A 20,824-nucleotide genomic window follows, 5' to 3' on the forward strand; every position below is an offset into this window, starting at 1 on the left:
TCCTACAGGAGGGTGAGGAATCCCCCCACGCTGTTGTAGGAGCGCGTTTACGCGCGATCCCCCTCACCACAACACCCAGCCAAGGAGCTCCACGATGCCCGCACGCCCCACCCCGCGGACCCTGATCGCCGTTATCGCCATGGCCCTGGCGACCCCGGCCTTCGCCGCCATCCCGCCCGCCGTCGACGGCCAGCCCGTCCCTTCCCTCGCGCCGATGCTCGCGAAGGTGACGCCCGCGGTGGTGAACATTTCCACGAAGACGCGCATCCGCACCCAGGGCGCTTACTTCAACGATCCGCTGTTCGCCCAACTCTTCGGCCAGGGCATTCCGCGTGAGCGGGTGGAACAGAGCCTGGGCTCCGGCGTGGTGGTGGATGCGGCGAAGGGCTACATCCTGACGAACAACCATGTGGTGGGTGGTTCGGACGACATCACCGTGACCCTGCAGGATGGCCGCGACTTCAAGGCCAAGCTGATCGGCACCGATCCGGATACCGATGTGGCGGTGCTGCAGATCCCCGCCGAGCGACTGCAGGCGCTGCCCGTGGCCGATTCCGCGCAGCTGCGTGTCGGCGATTTCGTGGTGGCGGTCGGCGATCCGTTCGGCCTGGGCCAGACGGCGACCTCGGGCATGGTGTCGGCGTTGAACCGCACGGGCCTGGGCAAGGGCATCCAGAACTTCATCCAGACCGATGCGTCGATCAACCCCGGTAACTCCGGTGGCGCGCTGGTGAACCTACGCGGTGAGCTGGTCGGTATCAATTCGATGATCTTCACGCCCTCGGGCGGCAACGTGGGTATCGGCTTCGCGATCCCCACCGACCTGGCCACCGGCGTGATGAAGCAGCTGCTCGCCTACGGCAAGGTCCGCCGCGGCAACCTGGGCGTGGAGGTGCAGGACATCACGCCGCGCATCGCCTCGGCGCTGGGCCTGAAGGACACGCAGGGCGCGGTGGTCACTGGCGTCACCGCAGGCTCGCCGGCGGATGGCGCGGGCCTGCAGACGGGCGATGTGCTGACAGCGATCGACGGCAAGCCCGTGCGCTCGGCGCAGGAGGTGCGTAATACCGAAGGCCTGCTGCCGGTGGGCTCGTCGGTAAAGCTCAGCGTGCAGCGTGAGGGTAAGCCGCGTGATGTCACCGCTTCGATCGAAGCGGCGAAGCTGGCGACGGTGGAAGGTGGCAAGGTGGATAAGCGCCTGTCGGGCGTGGTGCTCACCGACCTCACCCCGGAACAGAAGCAGGCCGGGCTGTATGGCGTGGCGTTGAGCAACGTGCAGCCAGGCTCGGCGGCGTACCAGGCAGGCCTGCGCGATGGCGACGTGGTCGCCGCGATCGGCCAGCGCCGCGTCCCCGGCGTGAAGGGCCTGCCAACCACCGGCACACTAGGCGGCCGCCAGCTGCTGCTCACAGTAGTCCGCGACGACGCGGTGTACTACGCGGTCCTGTAGGAGCCCACCCTGTGGGCGACGCCTTTCGCGACACCCCCTCCAGACCGTGAGCCGTGAGGCGAAAGATGTCGCCCACAGGGTGGGCTCCTACGGAGCGGGGTGTCGGGGTAACGGGGTGTCGGGTGTCGGGTCGATCTGGCGCTTTTGTGAGACTTTTCCGCCCTACAGGTTACGTTCCGTTTACCCCCGGCAGGATGCTGAATGACGTCCATGGTGCGCGCGGGGCCCTTATGGCCCACAATTGCGGCCCAAATCAGCCACCCCGTTCCGTTCGGAGTTCTTGCCGTCCATGTCTCTTCGTCTCACGCGCCTGCTTACCGCCACGCTGATCGGCCTTAGCGCCTCCGCTTCCGTCCTCGCTGCAGGACCGCAATTGATCTGGCGAGGCGACGTCACCACCGCGCGCGGTGTCGTGACCGACGTGGCCAAGGCCTGGGAGAAATCCGGCAAGGGCAAGTTCGAGCTGCAGCCGTTCAATACGGCGTCGGGTCTCGACGCGGTCGCCTCGGGCACCGCTGACCTCGCCGGTTCGGCTCGCCCGAGCATCGGTGGCAAGGAGCAGTCGCTCACCTTTACCCCGGTGGCGTGGGATGGCCTGGTCATGGTCACCTACCCCTCCAACCCGGTCAGCAACATCACCCTGATGCAGCTGCACGAGATCTACATGGGCCACATCACCAACTGGAAGGAGCTCGGTGGCGATGACGCGCCGATCAACCTCTATGCGGTGGCGAGCCCGGGCGATGGCGTGGAATGGAGCCTGCGCCGCCTGCTGTTCGGCCGCGGCAACCAGCCGGTGGCTGCGCCGCGCCTGTACGTGAACCAGTCGAAGCTGGAAGAAGGCGTGACCCTCGATCGCCGCGGCCTGGGTGCCACCACCCTCGCGGGCGCCGGCGGCAACCCGAAGCTGAAGCTGCTCTCGATCGATGGCGTGAAGCCGTCGGCCTCGACCGTCGCCAGCGGCGCCTACCCGCTGTACACCGAGCTTTACCTGGTCAGCAACGATGCGAGCCCGAAGGCCGCTGAGGTGAAGGAATTCCTCGCCTTCGTGACCTCGAGCCAGGGCAGCTCGCTGCTCAAGGCGCACCAGCTGCTGCCGTATGCCGATGGCACCGCGCTCGCCGCGGCTGATGCCGGCCGCCGCGCCAAGATCGCTTCCACCGTCGGCACCCGCGGCAACGTGGGCCAGGCGATGACCACGCCGACCGTCGCCGCTGCCGCTGCGCCGGCTGCTGCTGCCGAGGCCGCGAAGGAAGCGGTGAAGGCCGCTCCGTCGGTCGCCAAAGGCAAGGCTGCCGCGAAGGCCGCTGCCGCCACCGCCGCTGCGGAAGCCTCGCCGTTCGCTCGCGTCGTCGCCAGCGTCACGACCAGCGCCCACCAGGGCTTCAAGGGCATCCACGCCGAAGCCTTCACCAGCTCGGACAACGCGAAGATCGGCGGCAAGTTCGCCAAGGTCACGGGTGATGCCGTGACGGTCGCCGGCAAGAACACCGCCAAGCCGGCGGTGGATGCCAGCGAGAAGTCGAACAAGGTGGAGACGCCGAAGGTGTCGGAAGCCAAGCCGGTCGCGCCGAAGGCTGAGCCCAAGGCCGCTGCTGAGCCGAAGGCGGCTGTCGCCAAGGCTGAGAAGAAGCCGGCTGCCGCTGGCAGCAAGACCTACAAGGTCGCTGCGGGCGATACGCTGTATTCGATCGCGAAGAAGAACAATGTAGATGTGAATCAGCTTCGCGCGATGAATGGGCTGAAGGACAACAATGTGAAGCTGGGCCAGACGCTTAAGGTGTCTGCACGCTGAGGTAACCGGGGATCGCGCGCAAGCGCGCTCCTACAAGGGCCGCGGAACCTTGCGTTCCGCGGCCCTTTTCGTTTGGGCTGCTTGCACGCGATGCCCGCCTACGCCACGCTCCCCAGATGAACTCGCTCGAATCCCCTATCCGCGCCATCACCCTCGACCTCGATGACACCCTCTGGCCCGTGTGGCCGGCCCTGGTGGAGGCTGAGCATTGCGTGGACCGCTGGCTGAAGGCGCACCACCCCGAGGTGGCGACGAAATGGCCGATCGAGGCCATGCGCGAACTGCGCGACCAGGTGGCGCGCGAGCACACCCACCTCGCCCACGATTTCAGCGAGCAGCGCCGGATCACCATCCGCCAGGCCTTCGCGGCCTGCGGTATCGATGACGCGCCGGTGGATGCCCTGTGGGGGATCTACTTCGCCGCGCGTAATAACGTCGAGCTCTATCCCGACGCCCTGCCCGCTCTGGAGCGGATCGCGGCGAAGCTGCCCATCGCGAGCATTTCCAACGGCAACGCCGACCTGGAAGTGATCGGCCTGCACCACCTGTTCCATGCCCGCATCAACGCGGCGGGCACGGGCGTGGCCAAGCCGGATCCGAAGATCTTCTTCGCCGCCGCCGAGGCCCTGGGGCTGCCGCCGGAGACCCTTCTTCACGTAGGTGATGACCCACTACTGGACGTGGTCGGCGCCCGCGAGGCGGGTTTGAGAACTGTCTGGCTCAACCGAACCGGCGAAAAGTGGTCGCATGGCCCCGCTCCGGACCTCGAATTCGCCGATATGCAGGCGCTGGCCGATTGGCTTGACGCTTCCGCGGCCGTGGGTGGCTAGAATATGGTCGCAACTACAACCAGTCACTGACGCGGCCGCCAACCGCCGCGAGGCACGGGAGGCCTGATGTCGCCATTGATCGACCGGAAATCCGGGAAGCGCTCCGTCACCACCATCGAGCTCGTGGATCTCGCATCCATGCCCGCGATGGAGCAGAAGCTGGGTGCCCAGCACCGGCAGTGGCTGAGTTCACTGGGATTCCGTCCGACACCGGGCGCCGTCGCCGTCCTGCCCAATAACGCTGGCGGCCTCGCCCGCGTGCTTGTAGGCATCGACCGCAAGGAACCCCTCTCCGTGCTCGGCGGCCTGCCGCAGCGCCTGCCAGAGGGCATCTACCAGGTCGCTGAAGACACCATCGTCGAAGACCGCGAACTGCTGGCCCTCGGCTGGGCGCTGGGCGCATACCGCTTCGAGCGTTACCGCAAGGCGGCCCGCCCGGCCGCGCAGCTGCTGATCGAGCCGGCCACCCTGCGCGCCGTGCAGCCGCTGATGGAAGCGGTGTTCGAAGTACGCGACCTGGTGAACACGCCGACGGAAGACATGGGCCCGGCGGATCTTTCCGCGGCGATCCACGCCCACGCCACCGAGCACAAGGCGAAGGTGCGCGAGTGGGTCGGCGACGAACTGCTGGCGAACAATTTCCCGACGATCCACGCCGTGGGTCGCGCTAGCCATCGTGAGCCGCGCCTCATCGAGCTCACCTGGGGCAAGAATTCCAATCCCAAGCTGGTGATCGTCGGCAAGGGCGTGTGCTTCGATACCGGCGGCCTGGACATCAAGCCGTCCGATGGCATGCGCTGGATGAAGAAGGACATGGGCGGCGCCGCCCACGCCATCGCCCTCGCGGGCCTGGTGATGAAGGCGCGCTTGCCGGTGCGCCTCACCCTGCTCGTGCCGGCGGTGGAAAACGCCATCGCAGGTAATGCGATGCGCCCGGGCGAAGTCATCCGCACCCGCGCGGGCCACACGGTGGAGGTGGATAACACCGATGCCGAGGGCCGCCTGGTGCTGTGCGATGCGCTCGCCTTCGCGGTGGAGCAGTCGCCCGACCTGATCGTGGATTTCGCGACGCTCACCGGCGCCGCGCGCGTGGCACTCGGCCCCGAGTTGCCGGCGCTGTTCACCAACCGCGATCAGCTGGCCGATGAAGTGATTGGCGCCGCGGAGTCCGTCGACGACCCGATGTGGCGCCTGCCGCTGTGGCGTCCGTACCGCCGCATGCTCGAGTCGTACATTGCTGACTTCGCGAACGCAGGGCCCTCACGCCACGCGGGTGCGATCACCGCGGCGCTATACCTCGAACGCTTCGTCCCGGAAGGCCAGAACTGGATGCACCTGGACACGTACTCGTGGAACGACGGCGACCGCCCCGCCCACCCCCGCGGCGGCGAAGCCCAAGGCCTCCGCGCGTTCTTCAAATTCCTCTCGACCCGCTATTCCTAAACCCGCTGCGCGCCCTATCGGCGCCGCTGCACGCTACTGTTGTAGGAGCCCACCCTGTGGGCGACGCCTTTCGCGATAACGCCACAGGCTCTTGTGGGTCTTTCGCGAAAGCTGTCGCCCACAGGGTGGGCTCCTACAACAAAAGCAGCGCGCGCATGGCCTGGTGAGGGCGATTATTCGGTCGGTGCGGCCGGCTGATTTGGCGCTTCCGCCTGCTTCTGCTTCATCGCCACCACACGCCACCCCCGTAGGAGCCCACCCTGTGGGCGACGCCGTTCGCGAAAGCCCCACAAGACCCTGCGGCGGTATCGCGAAAAACCCACAGACCCTGCGGCGGTATCGCGAAAGCTGTCGCCCACAGGGTGGGCTCCTACAACAAGAGCAGCGCGCGCAGGGCCTGGTGAGGGCGATTATTCCGCCGGAGCGGCCGGCTGATCCGGCGCTTCCGCCTGCTTCTGCTTCATCGCCACCACGGCGCGCAGGTTGCGCTCGAGCTCGGCGATCGTTAGCGGGAAATAGCGTTCATCGCGATCGCCGACAGACCAGCTGGCCAACCGCTGGTCGGTGGCACCCACGCCCATGGCGTTGAGCGCAGCGCGCACCTCTTCGGGCTTCAGGTCCGTCGCCTGCAGGATCAACTGCCACAGCCAGTTCATGCGCTGCGGATCCACGCCGCGCTGCATCGGCGGACGCGTGTACTCGCGGACGGGCGTGTCGTGGTCACTCATGGCAGGGTCCTTTTTTACCTGCCGCGCAGTATAGACGCCACGCGGCGTGACCGCGCCCGTGGCCACATCCCAGTAAAAACCACCGCACGCCGAAAGCCGCATCCGAACCATCGCCCACACCTCTACCGGCGATCAACGACCGCCGCCTTGCCGATTTGCCTGATAACCACGCTGCCGCGCGACCGGAGACGAGACCGTTCTGTGTAGGAGCGCGCTTGCGCGCGATCAGCCTATGAAGGGGCGCCGGACCTATCGCGCGCGAGCGCGCTCCTACGGGGTACCGCTATGGCTACGAAGCCGTGATGCCAGACGCATGGCGCGCAAGCGCGCTCCCACAGGTGTGGCGCTATTGAACGAACGAGATCTCGCGCTGCACGGGGCGAATGACGTAGCCGACCGGTAGCCAGCCTTCCGTGCCTGGCGCCAGCGACACTGTCTCGAACATCACCGCTTTCGCGTAGTGCGCCAGGAAAATCACATTGAGGTAATCGCCTGCAGGCAGCCCGACCGGGTCCCGCACCCGTGCCATTTCGAACCACTCGCGTCCGACGAGCACACCACGGTCCAGGCGGATCTTGCGGATGTAACGCACCCACTCCGCGCGAGGCACCATCCGCTGCATCATCATCCCGGCCTCGAGCCACATGGCATCGGGGCGGCGGGCGTCGGAGAGCTGCACCCAGTGCTGCGCGCAGGCAAGGGCCTTGTCGAGGGACTTGGGCTGCGGCCCGATCCGCGGGGCATTCGCCACCGTGAGCAAGGCGCCCAACGGGCTCGCCGCCGGCCGGGCGGCCGGGGCTTTTCGAACAGCAGGTGCCGTGGCGCTGGGCATAGGACGCTCCCGAAGTTACGGGCTCCAGCTTGGGCGGCCCGGCCCCATGCGGCAATTCGGCTAGAAGGGATACCCGATTCGGCCACAACTTAGGGGTCGATACTCCCGCCTACAGCTCTGTAGGCGTCTTCCAGCGTCACTGACGGTGATCGCTGACGCGGGAAAGGGGCCTGCCCTGCTAACCGGCCGGGGCGCCCATTCATAGTCTTTAGGTCGCCCAATGACGGGCGACAATAAGGATCCATGATGAAAAGAAGAAGAGTCGCAGTGACACTCATCGCGTGCCTGCTGCCTTTTTCGGCAAGCGCCAGCGTGAAATCGCTTAGCCGCGCGAACTGCATTGCGGGGGTGATCAACGAATCGGTCACCTACGACAGGCCAAGCATGGCCAGCCACTTCATGTACACCCAAAGCGAACACGTCGGCTTCGGCGCGATCGCCGGCCACGCGGTCACGGCTCTCTGGGCGTCGACGTGGCGCTCCTACGCCGGTGATAACGGAGACAGCAACCGGAACACCGTTTTGGGGCTCCACATCTTCGGCGACAACATGTCCGCTCTCGCGGTAGAGCGGACAAATGCGACCGACTGCAACCTCGGAGAATGGTGACATGAAGACCCAAACCGCTCTGCTTGCCGCAGCCCTGATGAGCCCGCTCGTTACTCACGCCCAGGCGCCCAGCAAGCCTGAGGTCATCGCGCCCGCGTCTGCCGTCGTCCCCGCAAGACAACGCCAACAGGCCATGAAAAGTGGCGTCGATCTGAGCCGCCTTTCGACCAGTCCGGGAGTTCACATTGTTCCGCTGGATGATTCGCCATTCGCAGGGCCGCTCGCCGCAGAGATTCGCCGCGATATCCAGATGCAAGCCGAGCAAGGCAGCTACCTCGCGTCGGAGACTCGCGACACATCGTTCAAAGCGGCGCGTCGCGCACCAAGGAGTCGCCTTGACCAGTGGCTCAACAAAACATACCCGTCCGTCGAATCAGCGCGCCCGCACCTTCGGTATCAGCCGGTTTCCGTCTCGCGAACGGTGCTCTCCACGGCTGCGCTGAAAGAGGTCTATCCGAGCGGAAAGCTAGACAAGGGGCTCTGGAGCGGCACCACGCGGACGTGGCTCGTCGCGGGATTGGGGGAAGTCGAACTGAGTGAGACGGAGCACAAGAAGTCCGGCACCTCCCTCACCCTGATTCGCGAGTGGCTGAATGCCGACGTTTCGGGAACCCCGGCAACGCTCAAGACCGCTCGCGATGGCGCCGGGCACGCCCTCGTCTCGCTGGCCTGGGTCACGGACACCACGTCGTTTCGACTCGAACTGAGGCCAATCGATGCAACGGCTCTAAAAACGAACGAGCAAGCCATCCTCGCGATGGCCAACGATCTGGGCGATTGACCGGGAAGGTCGCGGTGGGGAACGCCACCGCGACCTTCCTCAGCGCTTGCCGAAGGCCAGCACGTCGGCGGTGTAGGTTTCGATGACCAGGCTGAAGGGCTGGTTGGCCTGGGTGTAGAGGACGGCGCGGTGGCGGAGCACCTCGTGGGGGATGGCCAGGGGGCCCTTCCCGGCCGCCGGGAGCGCGGCGTCCATTTCCCAGCCCTTGGGCAGGGGCGACCACAGGAGTTCGGCGCTGATCGTCTGGCGGCGGAAGTGCAGCGGCTGGACGACCTTGCCGAAGGGCTCGTCGGTGCTGTCGAGCACCTGGTTCATCTCGGGGGTGAGCTGGGCCGGGACGTACCAGTTATCCGCTTCGGACAAGACCAGCGCCCCGCAGGCCAGTTGCACCCGGCGGTAGCGCACCGGCTTGTCGGCGCCGATGCCCAGCGCGGCACGATCTTCGGCGGCCAGCGGCTTGTCCTGCCCCTTCACCCGGTGAGCCACGATCTTCGCTTCCGGCGCCAGCCCATGGTCACCGCACCAGCGCTCGAGCGTGAGTGTGGCGCTGGGATGGCTGAGCAGGTCAGCGTTGAGGGTCTCCAGCAGCGCCAGCGCCTGCGTCCGCGACGCGACGTCGTTGGTGAACGGCGTACGCGCCTGCGAGGGCGTCACGACCGTCGCCATGACAGCGATGGAGCCAGCGGCAATGATTTTCTTGGTAACCATCTGCCCAAGGATACTCCCTCGCCCCTGTAGGAGCGCGCTTGCGCGCGATTGGCGGAGTGGCAAGCACCCGTCGCGAGCAAGCTCGCTCCTACAAGAGCGCGTGGTGGCAGTTCAGGGTTTGGTGGAATCCAACAGAAACGTCGCGTAGATCCGGCTTTCCATTTTCAGGCTACCGACGTCCAGGTCGATCGATGGCGCCAGTTTATTTGCTGAGACGGTGACGCTTTCGAGCGCGTTCGCGTCGTAGCCGCCGCGCGACAGGGGGTGGTCCGAAACGGTGAAGAGCGCCCCGAGCTTCACGCCATACGCTTTAGCGATGCGTGCCGCGTTGCGCTGTGAATCGCGCATGGCTTCTTCGCGGAGTTCAGAATCGATCGCTGCCGTGTCGCTACGGGTCATCTTCGTATCGACCACCTGCAGTTCTTCACCTGCGGTATCGAGGCTGTCGATGAAGTGACGCAAGTCGTCCAGCCGTGTGAAGGTGGCCGTCGCCGTCCGGGTGACCACCGTGCCGTCGTTGACCGGATTGTCGTTCACATAACCGGTGTGGGGGCCGATCGAGAACGTCGAGGCATCCAGGGTTTCGGGCAGTGCGTGGTTAGCGCGAAAACTCGCCATGACCTTGCCCATCTGCTCTTCCACGCGCGTACGCGCCTTGGCCGGCTTACGGTCGACGGCTTCCACTTTGACATTGATGCTGAAGCGATCCGGCTGCACGAGCCGCTCGGCATGGCCGGCGACGTCGATATGCGGCGCGGTTTGGGCGAGCGCCAGCAAAGGCGTGGCGATGAGCGCGGTGGCAAGCGCAGTAGTGAACGTGATCGAGGCGATGCGAGCTTTCATGAATTACCGGACTCCCTGGTGGTCATGTTGGACGTCGACACAGCGTGCTGCGACTTACTTGTAGGAGCCCACCCTGTGGGCGACATCTTTCGCGAAAGAGCCACAGACCCTGTGGCGGCTGTGCGAAAGGCGTCGCCCACAGGGTGGGCTCCTACGGGCGGCCGCGTAATACGGTGGCCGCGTTATATGGTGGGCGGCGTTACAGGCCCTTGGCTGCCTGGGCTACTGCGCGGAATAGCGCGCGGCCTTTGTTCATCGTTTCTTCCCACTCGGCAGCGGGGTCGGAGTCGTAGACGACGCCGCCGCCGGCCTGCACGTGCAGGCGGCCGTCCTGGATCACCGCGGTGCGGATGGCGATCGCCGTGTCGGCGTCGCCCCACCAGCCGAGCCAGCCGATGGCACCGGCGTAGATGTTGCGCTTGTACGGCTCGAGTTCCTGGATGATTTCCAGCGCGCGGATCTTCGGCGCACCGCTGACGGTGCCGGCCGGGAACGTCGCCTTGATCACGTCCATGTAGGACATGCCGTCTTTGATATCGCCTTCCACCTGGGAAACGATGTGCATGACGTGCGAGTAGCGCTCGACCACGAAGGATTCGGCGAGCTCGACGGTGCCGGTCTGGCTCACGCGGCCCACGTCGTTGCGGCCGAGGTCGATCAGCATGAGGTGCTCGGCGCGTTCCTTCGGATCGGCGAGCAGCTCGGTTTCGAGCGCGACATCTTCGGCTTCATCCTTGCCACGGCGGCGCGTGCCGGCGATGGGGCGAAGGACGACACGGCCGTTCTTCAGGCGCACGAGAATCTCCGGCGACGAGCCGACGATCTGCGTGGTGCCGATGTCGATGAAGAACATGTACGGCGAAGGGTTCATCGCACGCAGCGCGCGGTACACATCGACCGGGCGTGCGTTGAAGCCGATGCTCAGGCGCTGCGAGGGCACCACCTGAAAGATGTCGCCGGCGCGGATGTATTCCTGCGCGGTGCGGACCATGTTCTCGTATTCCTCGCGGGTGAACGAGGATTTGAAATCGGATTCGTCGAGCGCGACTGACTGCTGGATCTGCGGATACGACACGCCGCCCTGGCGCAGGCGGAAGGTCAGCGCGTCGAGGCGGCGCGACGCTTCGGCGTAAGCCTGTGGGCGCGACGGATCGGCGTGGACGATCAGGTACAGGCGGCCCTTGAGGTTATCGAAAACGGCCAGCTCGTCGGCAAGCATCAGCAGGACGTCGGGCGTGCCGAGCTCGTCCTTCTTATCCCACTGGGCCAGGCGCTCTTCGATGTAGCCGATGGTCTCGAAGCCGAAGTAGCCGACCAGGCCGCCGGTGAAGTCAGGCAGACCCGGCAGCTGGGGCACTTCGTACTGCTTGCGCAGCACTTCGATCTCGGCGAGGGGGTCGTCGAGGTGGCGGGTTTCGACAACCTCGCCGTTCTCTTCCACCTCCAGCTCATGCCCGCGCAGGCGATACACCCGGCGCGCCGGCAGGCCGATCATGGAATGGCGGCCCCAGGTCGCCCCGCCTTCGACCGATTCGAACAGGAAGGTATACGGGCCATCGGCCAGCTTCAGGTAGACCGAAAGCGGCGTGTCCAGATCGGAAAACACCTCACGCACCAAGGGGATACGCGTGTAGCCCTGGGCGGCGTAGGCATCGAATTGTTCGCGGGAAATCATGGGGTCTCGGGGGCTGACCGGGGGTGACCTTTGATTGTAGGGCCAATGGGGCTGAGCGCCCTACCCACACCCCTCGGTTGCCCCTCCCCGTAGGAGCCCACCCTGTGGGCGACATCTTCCGCCTTACCCCATCAGTCCCTGTGGCGGCCTCGCGAAAGGCGTCGCCCACAGGGTGGGCTCCTACAAGGAGGCGGTGCGCCGGAGGTGCATGGGGCGTGGCGGTGCGCCGGAGGCGCAGGGGGCGTGGCGGGGCGCCGGAGGCGCATGGGGCGTGGCGGTGCTAGCCGCATCCGCATAAAAAAGGGGGCGCCATCACTGGCGCCCCCCCCTTTCTCACTCAACAGTGGCGAAGCTTTCGCTTACCACTTCACCTCGAGGGCCATGCGCGCACCCTGGTCCTTCGCACCGCCGCCGAACAGGCCGTGGTAGCTGGCGCTGACCGTGGTGTTGCGGGCCACCGCGAAGGTGACGCCCGCATCGGCGAGGCCGGCGTGGCGGGCCAGCGGGGCACCGGCGACGGTGAAGCTGTCACCGCCCGTGGTGAAGCGCTGCGTGTCGTACGGACGCACATCGCCCCATGCCTGCTGGTAACCCAGCGTGGCGTGGGCCGAGATGCCCTCGCCCAGGGCGAGCGTGCCGCGGACGCCGGCGGTGCCGACGGTCACGCCATCGTTCTGGCCCTGCACGTCGAGCGCCGCATCGCTGTTGCGCTCGTGGATGCCATCCTGGTCGAGCTGCACGCGTGCCACGTTCACGAACGGCGTGAGGCTGCCGCTCGTGAAGGTGAAGCGGTAGCCGCCATCCACGTAAGCCTGCGCCGTCGTGGCGTCGTAGCGTGCGGACGCATTGCCCGCGAGGCCATCGACGTTCACGTGGCGGTGGCTCTCGAGACGGTTCCAGCCGTACATCGCACCCGCCTGCCATTCCCATGCACCGACGTTGCCAGCCGCATACAGGCCGGCCACGCGCGAGTGGCCCTGCACGCTGTCGCTACCGCTGCGTGCCGAGAGGTTGCCGGTACCGACCGTGCCGCCGAGGGTCACGCCGCCGAGATCATGATCGGCACCGACCAGCAGGCCGCTGCCGTTGCTGCGCAGGCTATCGACGCCGGCGCTGCCATCACGATCACCCCAATGGCCCCAGGCCGAAGCCCACGCGCCATTGGCCGTCTGGCCGCCATCGTTGGTGCCGAGCAGATGACGCTGCACGGTCTCGCGGATCTGGCGGGCATCGTCGACCATCGCCGTGCGCGAGGAAGCCAGCGAGACACCCGCGAGCTGGCCAAGCGCCGGGGACACGGCCGGCGTCTGCAGGGCCACGACGGCGTCGTACACCGGCTTGCCCGAACCCTGCGACTCAACCGCTTCGGCCGTGGCGGCCTGGTTCGCGTTGGTGGCGAGCGAGGCGAAGCTGGTGTCGTTGCGCAGCAGGTCGAGGTAGACGTGGTTGGTGTCGTAGCTCAGCGTCGGGGTGAGGAAGGCCAGGTTCGAGGTCAGCGTGCCGAACGTGCCCTTCACGCCGGCATCGGCGGTGAGCAGCGTGTAGCGCGTGGAAGCCTTGTACGAACCGGTGCCCTGCAGCGAACGCACGGTGGCGCCGCCGAGGGTGGCCGTGCCGGTGACGTTCACGGTATCGCTGGTGCCGTCGGCGGCGGTGTTCACCACATAGGTGGAACCGCTGGCGAACACGAGGTTACCGCTGACATCGAAACGGCCGATCGCATCATCGCCGCCCGGGGTCATGCTGGTGCCGCTGCTCACGGTCACTTCGCCGAGCTTGCCGGCACCGGTGAGGATCGCGTTCTGCGCCAACACGAGCGAGCCACCGAGGCTGCCGGTGAGGTTCAGCACGCCGCCCGCCACCGTGGTGGTACCGGTGAAGGCGCTGCTGTCGCCGCTGAGGGTCAGCATGCTGGTGCCGAGCTTGCTCACCGTGCCTTCGCCGCTGATCGCGCCAGCAAAGGTGGTGGCATCGCTACGATCGAAAGTCAGCGTACCGGCGCTCTTCACCAGCACATCGCCCACGATCGAACCCGTGGTGGCGCCGTTACCGACGATCAGGTTGCCCTGCGAGACCGTGGTACCACCGGTGTAGGTGTTGGCCGCGGTGAGGCGCAGCGTACCCGGGCCCGACTTCACGATATCGCCCGGCGTGGTGCCGTCGACGATCGCGCCGCTGAGCGTCACCGTGGTGTCCGGGGCGACCACGAGGTTCGGGTCGCCGTTGACCACGATGTTGTTGGCGATGTTGATGCCATCGCGCAGGAACACCAGGCCGGTGTTCTCGGCCATGTTGACGGTGCCCGTACCAAGCGCGCCGTTGCTGGCTACGCCCAGGTAGCCCGCGTCGATCCAGGTACCGCCGCTGTAGGTGTTATCGCCGCTCAGGGTGAGCGAACCGGTGCCCGTCTTGCGCAGGGCGCCGGTGCCGCTGACCGTACCGCCGATCGTGTAGCCGAAGTCGACATCGAGGGTGCCATCGCCTTCACCCAGCTTGAAGTCACGCTGCGTGAGCACGCTGTTGGTCGCGTGCAGCGTGCCGCCCGCGAGGGTGACGCTGTTGGATGCATCGCCGAGGTTGCTGTCATCGCCCACCTGCAGCGTGCCGCCGTTGACCACGACGCCACCGGTGAAGGTGTTCTGGCCGCTGAGCACCAGCGTGCCGGCATCGGTCTTGCGCAGGCCATCGGTGCCGGTGAGGTTGTTCTCGATGGTGGCGGTGATCGCCGCGCCATTCGAGGTGCCATCACCCACGCGGATGGTGGGGGCCAAACCGTCGGCGGCCACCAGTTGCAGGTCATCGCCCTTCAGGGTGTAGCCGTCGGTCAGGAACTGCATGCCCGTGGCAGCCACCGGTGTATCGGTGCCATCCACGGTCACCGTACCGGCGGCGCCGCCGAAGATGGCGAAGCCCGGTGCCGGGTTCATGCTGCTGGTGATGTTGCCTTCGGCATCGGAGAACACCTGCGCGGTGTTCGACCAGGTGCCCGTGCCGCCACCGGCGTGCGTCGACGACGCGAGGCCGTCGGCATTCCAGTAGTTGAGGACGGCACCGGTCTGGTTGACGAGGTCGAACTCGACACCGTTCTCATCGTTGCTCTGGCGCAGCACCAGGTTGCTGCCGAGCGGCGTGGCGCCGAGCGTCAGGCCCTCCGTGCCGTAGATGTGCGCGCCGCCGCCCACCGTCATGAAACGGTAGACACCCAGGCCCAGGCCACCGAGGTCGTTGACGTCGACGACGCTGTTGTAGATGTCGGCAGTGCCCGTCACGTACAGGAGATCGCTGACGCCCGGCGTACCGACATCGATGGCGAGGTGCGAATTCTGCACCGAGAGCGTGCCCGTGGTCAGCGTGCCGATCTGGCCCATACCCGGCGAGACGACACCGGAGTAGGACGTGAGCGAACTCAGCGTGCCGTTACCACCGACGGTCGTGCCACCCATTGCATAGACCATGGGCTCGATGTTCGCGGAGGTAAGGCTGTCGGCGCCCACCACGAGCGTGCCCGCGTTGACGGTCATCGGGTGGCTCGATTCGACATTGCCTTCGACGACCAGCGTGCCAGCGCCGTTCTTGTAAATGGTGCTGCCCAGTTCGAGGTTGTTCGGGTTGGCATCTTCTACGCTACCCGACAAGGTACCGGCCAGGCCGGCGCCCACATCAAACACCTCACGGCCGCGCAGCACGAACGTGTTGCCGAACGCCAGGTTATCGCCGAACGCAAACGTGGTCTGGTCAGCCATGGTGACGATGGCATGGCCCAGCGCGCCTGCCGAGCCGGCGCGCAGGGTGCCGCCGCTGATGTCGATCCAATTCGTGCTGTTATTGCCCGTCAGCGTCAGCGTGCCCGTGCCGACCTGCGCCAAGTCGTGCACCGAGGCGTCGCCCGCATAAGTCACGCTATCGGAACGGTTGAACCAGACGTTGCCGTTCGCACCGCTGACATCACCGATAAGCTGGCCGCCAGCGCCGCCGTTGCCGATCTTCAGCGTGCCGTCGATCGTTGCGCCAGCGAGGCCCAGCGTTTCAAGCGTACCGGTAAGCGTGAAGACCTTCGTGCCCGTCTGCTCGAAGCTATCCGACGTGATGTCGCCGCCGTAACTGCCGTCCGCCGCCAAGTTGAGCGTGAGGTCCGCGCCATTGACGATCTTGCCACCCACGCCGGATAGCGACGACATATTTAGGGGCGTGCCGGCCAGATCAAGCGTGCCACCGTCGATCTGGTAGGCAGCCGCCGGGCCGCCGTGCAGAATCAGCGTGCCGTCTTCGAGGGTCGTCGTACCTAAGTAATCCGGCGTGTAGAGCTCGACCTGGCCCTCGCCAGTCTTGGTGATGCCACCCGGCGTCAAGACCTGCTGATTGAACGTGAGCGAATTGCCAGCTGCGACATCGAACGTAAGATCACTCGAGGCCGATACATGGCCATCGAACGTCCAGTTCGCATTGTCCGGAGAACGGTTGGCGTTGTACGCGCTAAAGCCCGTGATATCAGCAGCGCCGCCGCCGTCACCTTCGAACGACAGGGAGTTGTTGGTGCCGGCCGAATAGACGCGCCCGTTGATCCTGGTACTACTGAACAGGATATCGTTGTTGTTGCCAGTGACAGCGATCGCATCCCCCTGGCTGGAGCCATCGCCCGACATGCCTCCGCTGATGTCGCCCAGGTTGATGACCGAGTTGTTGTTGCCGCTGATCACCAGACCGGTGCCGCCGAAGCCTGCGACGCCACCGGTCCCAGCCTGCGCGCCCGAACCACCTGTGATGAGATCGTAGTTCTTGAACGTGTTGCTGTCGCCGACGATGACGACACCTGCGCCGCCACCGCCACCACCGGCTCCGTAGCCACCCGTGCCACCCGTGCCGCCGCGCAGCCACGAGAAGTTACTCACACTCAAGCTATTTGCGACGACAACGGCTGCGCCGCCACCGCCGCCACCGCCGCCCATGGTCTCGCTATTGCCCTCACCGCCAGCGCCACCGTCGCCACCCAGGATCGCCGGGGCGGAGATCGTGATTTGCGCGGGGCTTTCATCGATCGGCATGAGATAGATCGCAGCGGCACCGCCACCACCGCCCGAGGTACCCGAGCCTGCCTCACCGCTAGCCGCGACAGACGTCTGATTGATATCGCCCGAAAAGTAGACAAGCGAATTTTGTCCGCCGGCACCACCCGTACCCGCATCGCCCGTCAGGCCGGCGCTACCGTCAATCTCGTTGCTGTTGGGCTGCGCGAGCGAATCATTGCCCGCATGGCCGCCACCCGCACCGCCACCAAACGTGCCCGAACCCGAACCGCCGGCACCGGCACCCGGAAGCGCAGGATTGCTGCCGTTCGTATACGGCGCGTCGATCTGCGCAAAGGAAGCGCCCGACGCCACCATCAACGCACTACCAATGCACAACGCCAGCAACGCCTGGCGCGGACGCGAAACCTGACCCTGTGCGCTTGCGCCCCCCTGAGCGCGCGTAGCGATTTCCGCGACGGCCTGCGTAACACCCAGCGCGCGGTTAAAGACGAGACGATAGATACGATTCATTCGAGACAACATCCATTGGTAGTGACGCAATAAGTCGCTTTTGGGCACATAGCGCCCCCCGGCGTCGCAACACGCCGAAGCAACCGAAAAGAGAAAAAGGAAGCGCCAAGCCCCAAAGCGCGCTTCGCGAAAACGTTTGCAATGGATGTGCCAAAAATGTGAACTTCGTCACATTTGTGAAAACGCGTTGCCGTAGGAGCTCACCCTGTGAGCGACGCCGTTCGCGAAAGAGCCACAGGCCCTGTGGCCGTGAGGCGAAAGATGTCGCCCACAGGGTGGGCTCCTACGGGGCGGGTGAATCGGGCGAGATGGCGGGGCTCAGGCCACGCGCGACGGGGTGCTACGCCAAGCGTTGGCGGGGCAGTCCTTTGAGATGCAACGTAAATGCCACGCCGTCATCGATGTTGCGTGCGCTTGCGCTGCCCTGGTGGCGTTCGGCGACCAGACGGACAACGTACAGGCCAAGGCCCAGATGCGGTGCCTCGCCCGGCGTGGCTTTCTCACGCAGGCTCACCAGCGAATCGAACAGCCGGCCCTGCATCGCGGCGGGCAGCGGCGGGCCCTGGTTGGCGAGCTCCACATCGGCACCGTCCGGCGTGGGCCGCAGGGCGATGCGCATCCAGCCACCCGGTGGGGTGAACGAGAGCGCGTTGTCGAACAGCTTGTCGAGCGCCTGGGCGATGAGCTCGGGCGACACGTGCATCGACACGGGCGTGTCGGGCACGTCCACTTCGATGGGCCGGTTACCCGCAAGTGAGCGGTAGCCTTCGGCGCAGCCACGCACGACGTCGATAAGGTTCACGTCTTCCGCCTCGGCCGAGGCGATCGCGCGTTCCATCCGGCTGGCTTCACTCATGGCGCGCACCAGCGCGCTGAGCCGGGTGACGCCATCGCGCGCCCGGGCGAGGTACGGCTCGGCTTCCGGCGGCAAGCCAGCGTGGTCGAGGTTATCGAGCGAGGATTTGACGATGGCGAGCGGCGTCTGCAGCTCGTGCGAGAGCTTGGAAGCCAGCGTGCGCAGGTAATCGGTATAGCCGCCCACCACGTCGAACAGCCGGGCGAAGCTGCGGGCGAGGTCGCCGAGCTCGTCGGTGGCATCGATGAGCGGGAACGGGCCGTCGAGCTTGCCATCGTTATCCTGCGCGCGCTCGGCGGCGTTGCGCAGGCGACGCAGGCGGAAGGTGAGCCGCGTGGCGAACAGCAGCAGCACGCCACCGGCGACAAGCAGCACACCGAAGCTGGTGAGCAGCAGGCCGAACAACGCGCGGTTGGCGAGCAGCGGCACCGCGCGGCTGGGCTGTTCGAGCAGCACGACGCCATGCAGCTTGCCGCCCTGGGTGATCGGCACCGCTGCGGAGAGCAGGACGCTGCCGCGCGCTTCGCCCATGCGCCATGCAGTGGAGGGGTTGCCGCCGAGCGCACGACGCACCTCGGGCAGGTCGATCTTCGGCGCATCCTCGGCCCACGCGCTGCTATCGGCCATGCGCGTGGCGAGCAACGAGCGGTATACGAGCGAGGCAAACCAGCCGGGCTGCTGGCTGGGTGGCGCGTCGGGCAAGGCCGTCCTGCCAGGCAACATGAGGTTGCCGGTCTGCGCCATGAGCCACGCATCGGGCGAGAGCACGCGGACGCGCACGCCATCGGGCGCGAGGCGTTCGAGCTCTTGCGATAGCGCAGGCGAGAAATCGAGCAGTGGACGGGTATCGGCGCTGAGCGGCTCGGCGTCGCCAGCCGCGGCAAGGTGTACGCCGACGCCGAAGCGGTCGAGGCGCAGGCCACGCGGCAGCTTCAGCTCCACGCGGAAGCCGCCGCCATCTTCCTGCCATTGCGCATTGATCTGGTCGGGCAGCACGCCGGCTTCCGGATCGAGCGCGATCGCGGTGGTGGCGCCGGGCGCGGCGCTGGCCAACAGGTAGCGCTGCGCGTCTTCGTTGCTGGCGATGGAGAGGATCAGGTGGTCGGCGCTGAGCGCGAGGCGATCGGCGGCATCGGCGCGGCGGCGGCTGGGCGCGCGCACGTCGATGGTGAAGTACAGCCAGCGGTCGTCTTCCGCGAACATCACCTTGGCATTGCGGCCTAGCGGCTGCGCCCACGGACTCAACGGCGCCCAGTCATCGGCGTAGCCATCGATGGTGATGGGCACGTTGGCCTGCTGGACGTACCAGGCATTGCCGGCCGGCGGCAGCGGCGCCTCGACGACGACCAGGCTGCGCGCCATCGCACGCGCCGACGCCACCAGCGCCTGGGCCTGGCCCTCACGGAGCAGCGTTTCCATCTGCCGAACATAAAGCCACCCGGCCACGGGAAGGGCCAGGGTGCAGAGCGCGACGAGAAGCAGTTTCTGCCGCAGCGTCATACCGTAGGAGCCCACCCTGTGGGCGACATCTTTCGCCTCACCGCAGCAGGCCCTGTGGCGTCATCGCGAAAGATGTCGTGGGGGTGGTGCGCATTACGGGGTCCAGCGGTAGCCGACGCCGTGGACGGTTTCGATCGCGTCGAAATCCGGCGCCAGCGCGACGAACTTCTTGCGGATGCGCTTGATGTGCGAGGTGATCGTGGCGTCATCCACCACCAGCTCGGCTTCGCGCATGAGCTGGTCGCGGTTCTTCACGTGGCCGGGGAAGCGCACCAGCGTGTGCACCATCCAGAACTCGGTGACCGTCAGCGGGATCTCGGTGCCGTTCCAGGTGATGCGCATGCGCTCGCTTTCCAGGCGCAGCGGGCCGTGGGTGATCACGTTCTCGCTGGCGGCGGGCGTCTTCAGCGATTCGATGCGGCGGAACAGCGCGGCGATGCGGGCGGCCAGCTGGTGCAGGCTGGTGTCCTTGCTGAGGTAATCGTCGGCGCCCAGGCGCAGGCCGCTGATCACGTCGAAGTCGGAATCACGGGCCGTCAGGAAGATGAGCGGCAGCGTGGCGCTCTTGGCGCGCAGCTCGCGGCAAAGGTCGAAGCCGCCCTCGGGCTCATCGCCCAGGCCGATATCGATGATGACCAGCTCGGGCAGGCGCATGGCGAAGGCGTTGGAGGCCTCGGCACGCGAGCTGTAGCCGCGGGCCTCGTAGCCGAAGCGGCTGAGCGCTTCCACGTAGTTGGCGCGGATGAGGGGTTCGTCTTCGACAATGGCAATGCTGCGGCCCATGGGGGTTCCGTTTTCGGGTTGGCGTGCGCAGGGTGCAATGGCGGCCCGGATCGCGCAAGCGCCCGCCACGCATTGCCCGTGTTTTGCCCGTGCACGAGCCCATCCCGGGCCTACACGCTGCGTTTGCCCGCGTTTTGCCACAAAGCATCGGTGGATTGCCCCACGGGAGCCGCCCCTGCCGCCCCGGCAGGCGCTGAACTGGCACCACGGCGGCCCTACCGGCGCCGAAGGATCAAAGAAGACCATGAAGACCAAGCCCGACGCCGACAACACCGAACTGGAACGAAATTTTGAGCCCCTCCGCGTAACACTCGCCCTGGGGGCACTGTTGCTGGGCCTGCTTTGCGGGCTGCACTGAGGAGGTTGGCTCATGGATCTATTTGACGACTTCGTGGAACCGGCGCTGGAAGGCCCCGGTATGACCGGGACGCACGCAAGCGCGCCCGCCGCCGGT

14 protein-coding genes are annotated in these 20,824 nt (G+C 66.4%); 6 read left to right on the top strand and 8 right to left on the bottom strand.

Going from position 1 to position 20,824, the window contains the following annotated elements:
- Positions 1–94 precede the first annotated feature (94 nt).
- The 4 genes from L2Y96_RS19265 to L2Y96_RS19280 all read left to right on the top strand — a co-directional run bounded on the left by L2Y96_RS19265 (position 95) and on the right by L2Y96_RS19280 (position 5,518).
- A complete protein-coding gene (locus L2Y96_RS19265; protein ID WP_247329464.1) occupies positions 95–1,450 on the top strand; it encodes a Do family serine endopeptidase in 1,356 nt (451 codons plus the stop codon).
- A gap of 289 nt (positions 1,451–1,739) precedes the next feature.
- On the top strand, positions 1,740–3,245 hold the full coding sequence (locus L2Y96_RS19270; RefSeq protein WP_247329466.1) for a substrate-binding domain-containing protein: 1,506 nt from the start codon (positions 1,740–1,742) through the stop codon (positions 3,243–3,245).
- A 116-nt stretch (positions 3,246–3,361) separates the two neighbouring features.
- Positions 3,362–4,075, top strand: a complete 714-nt coding sequence (locus tag L2Y96_RS19275; protein ID WP_247329468.1) for an HAD family hydrolase — start codon at positions 3,362–3,364, stop codon at positions 4,073–4,075.
- Positions 4,076–4,141: 66 nt separating this feature from the next.
- Positions 4,142–5,518, top strand: coding sequence for a leucyl aminopeptidase family protein (locus L2Y96_RS19280; RefSeq protein WP_247329470.1), 1,377 nt, complete (start codon positions 4,142–4,144; stop codon positions 5,516–5,518).
- A gap of 410 nt (positions 5,519–5,928) precedes the next feature.
- Here L2Y96_RS19280 and L2Y96_RS19285 read toward each other — a convergent pair whose 3' ends face one another.
- The gene (locus tag L2Y96_RS19285) at positions 5,929–6,246 is read right to left on the bottom strand and encodes a hypothetical protein (RefSeq protein WP_247329471.1); all 318 of its coding nucleotides are present in this window, start codon (positions 6,244–6,246) and stop codon (positions 5,929–5,931) included.
- 346 nt (positions 6,247–6,592) lie between these two features.
- Positions 6,593–7,078 carry a DUF4019 domain-containing protein gene (locus tag L2Y96_RS19290; RefSeq protein WP_247329474.1) on the bottom strand — a complete coding sequence of 162 codons (486 nt, stop codon included), beginning with the start codon at positions 7,076–7,078 and terminating at the stop codon, positions 6,593–6,595.
- A gap of 267 nt (positions 7,079–7,345) precedes the next feature.
- On the opposite strand from L2Y96_RS19290, the gene L2Y96_RS19295 reads away from it, so the two are divergent.
- Together L2Y96_RS19295 and L2Y96_RS19300 are read left to right on the top strand one after the other, a co-directional pair.
- Positions 7,346–7,687: a hypothetical protein gene (locus L2Y96_RS19295; protein WP_247329477.1), complete on the top strand. Its 342-nt coding sequence runs from the start codon at positions 7,346–7,348 to the stop codon at positions 7,685–7,687.
- A 1-nt stretch (position 7,688) separates the two neighbouring features.
- The gene (locus tag L2Y96_RS19300) at positions 7,689–8,468 is read left to right on the top strand and encodes a hypothetical protein (protein WP_247329479.1); all 780 of its coding nucleotides are present in this window, start codon (positions 7,689–7,691) and stop codon (positions 8,466–8,468) included.
- Between the two features lie 39 nt (positions 8,469–8,507).
- Here the strand turns inward: L2Y96_RS19300 and L2Y96_RS19305 are convergent, their stop codons facing one another.
- The 6 genes from L2Y96_RS19305 to pdsR form a co-directional block, all read right to left on the bottom strand.
- On the bottom strand, positions 8,508–9,176 hold the full coding sequence (locus tag L2Y96_RS19305; protein ID WP_247329482.1) for a hypothetical protein: 669 nt from the start codon (positions 9,174–9,176) through the stop codon (positions 8,508–8,510).
- Between the two features lie 111 nt (positions 9,177–9,287).
- On the bottom strand, positions 9,288–10,019 hold the full coding sequence (locus L2Y96_RS19310; RefSeq protein WP_247329484.1) for an SIMPL domain-containing protein: 732 nt from the start codon (positions 10,017–10,019) through the stop codon (positions 9,288–9,290).
- Between the two features lie 199 nt (positions 10,020–10,218).
- Positions 10,219–11,694 carry an anthranilate synthase component I gene (trpE, locus tag L2Y96_RS19315; protein ID WP_247329486.1) on the bottom strand — a complete coding sequence of 492 codons (1,476 nt, stop codon included), beginning with the start codon at positions 11,692–11,694 and terminating at the stop codon, positions 10,219–10,221.
- A gap of 359 nt (positions 11,695–12,053) precedes the next feature.
- Positions 12,054–17,231 carry an autotransporter domain-containing protein gene (locus L2Y96_RS19320; protein ID WP_247329488.1) on the bottom strand — a complete coding sequence of 1,726 codons (5,178 nt, stop codon included), beginning with the start codon at positions 17,229–17,231 and terminating at the stop codon, positions 12,054–12,056.
- Between the two features lie 340 nt (positions 17,232–17,571).
- Positions 17,572–19,587, bottom strand: coding sequence for an ATP-binding protein (locus L2Y96_RS19325; protein ID WP_247329490.1), 2,016 nt, complete (start codon positions 19,585–19,587; stop codon positions 17,572–17,574).
- 93 nt (positions 19,588–19,680) lie between these two features.
- Positions 19,681–20,370 (bottom strand): proteobacterial dedicated sortase system response regulator, encoded by a 690-nt coding sequence (gene pdsR / locus L2Y96_RS19330; protein ID WP_247329492.1) that lies wholly within the window; start codon positions 20,368–20,370, stop codon positions 19,681–19,683.
- Positions 20,371–20,824 lie beyond the last annotated feature (454 nt).

The organism is Luteibacter aegosomaticola, from assembly GCF_023078475.1.
Classification (GTDB): Bacteria; Pseudomonadota; Gammaproteobacteria; order Xanthomonadales; family Rhodanobacteraceae; genus Luteibacter; species Luteibacter aegosomaticola.

Coding starts and splice junctions, on each gene's coding strand:
- L2Y96_RS19265 (WP_247329464.1), top strand. CDS start 95: ATGCCCGCACGCCCCACCCCGCGGACCCTGATCGCCGTTATCGCCATG.
- L2Y96_RS19270 (WP_247329466.1), top strand. CDS start 1,740: ATGTCTCTTCGTCTCACGCGCCTGCTTACCGCCACGCTGATCGGCCTT.
- L2Y96_RS19275 (WP_247329468.1), top strand. CDS start 3,362: ATGAACTCGCTCGAATCCCCTATCCGCGCCATCACCCTCGACCTCGAT.
- L2Y96_RS19280 (WP_247329470.1), top strand. CDS start 4,142: ATGTCGCCATTGATCGACCGGAAATCCGGGAAGCGCTCCGTCACCACC.
- L2Y96_RS19285 (WP_247329471.1), bottom strand. CDS start 6,246: ATGAGTGACCACGACACGCCCGTCCGCGAGTACACGCGTCCGCCGATG.
- L2Y96_RS19290 (WP_247329474.1), bottom strand. CDS start 7,078: ATGCCCAGCGCCACGGCACCTGCTGTTCGAAAAGCCCCGGCCGCCCGG.
- L2Y96_RS19300 (WP_247329479.1), top strand. CDS start 7,689: ATGAAGACCCAAACCGCTCTGCTTGCCGCAGCCCTGATGAGCCCGCTC.
- L2Y96_RS19305 (WP_247329482.1), bottom strand. CDS start 9,176: ATGGTTACCAAGAAAATCATTGCCGCTGGCTCCATCGCTGTCATGGCG.
- L2Y96_RS19310 (WP_247329484.1), bottom strand. CDS start 10,019: ATGAAAGCTCGCATCGCCTCGATCACGTTCACTACTGCGCTTGCCACC.
- trpE (WP_247329486.1), bottom strand. CDS start 11,694: ATGATTTCCCGCGAACAATTCGATGCCTACGCCGCCCAGGGCTACACG.
- L2Y96_RS19320 (WP_247329488.1), bottom strand. CDS start 17,231: ATGAATCGTATCTATCGTCTCGTCTTTAACCGCGCGCTGGGTGTTACG.
- L2Y96_RS19325 (WP_247329490.1), bottom strand. CDS start 19,587: ATGACGCTGCGGCAGAAACTGCTTCTCGTCGCGCTCTGCACCCTGGCC.
- pdsR (WP_247329492.1), bottom strand. CDS start 20,370: ATGGGCCGCAGCATTGCCATTGTCGAAGACGAACCCCTCATCCGCGCC.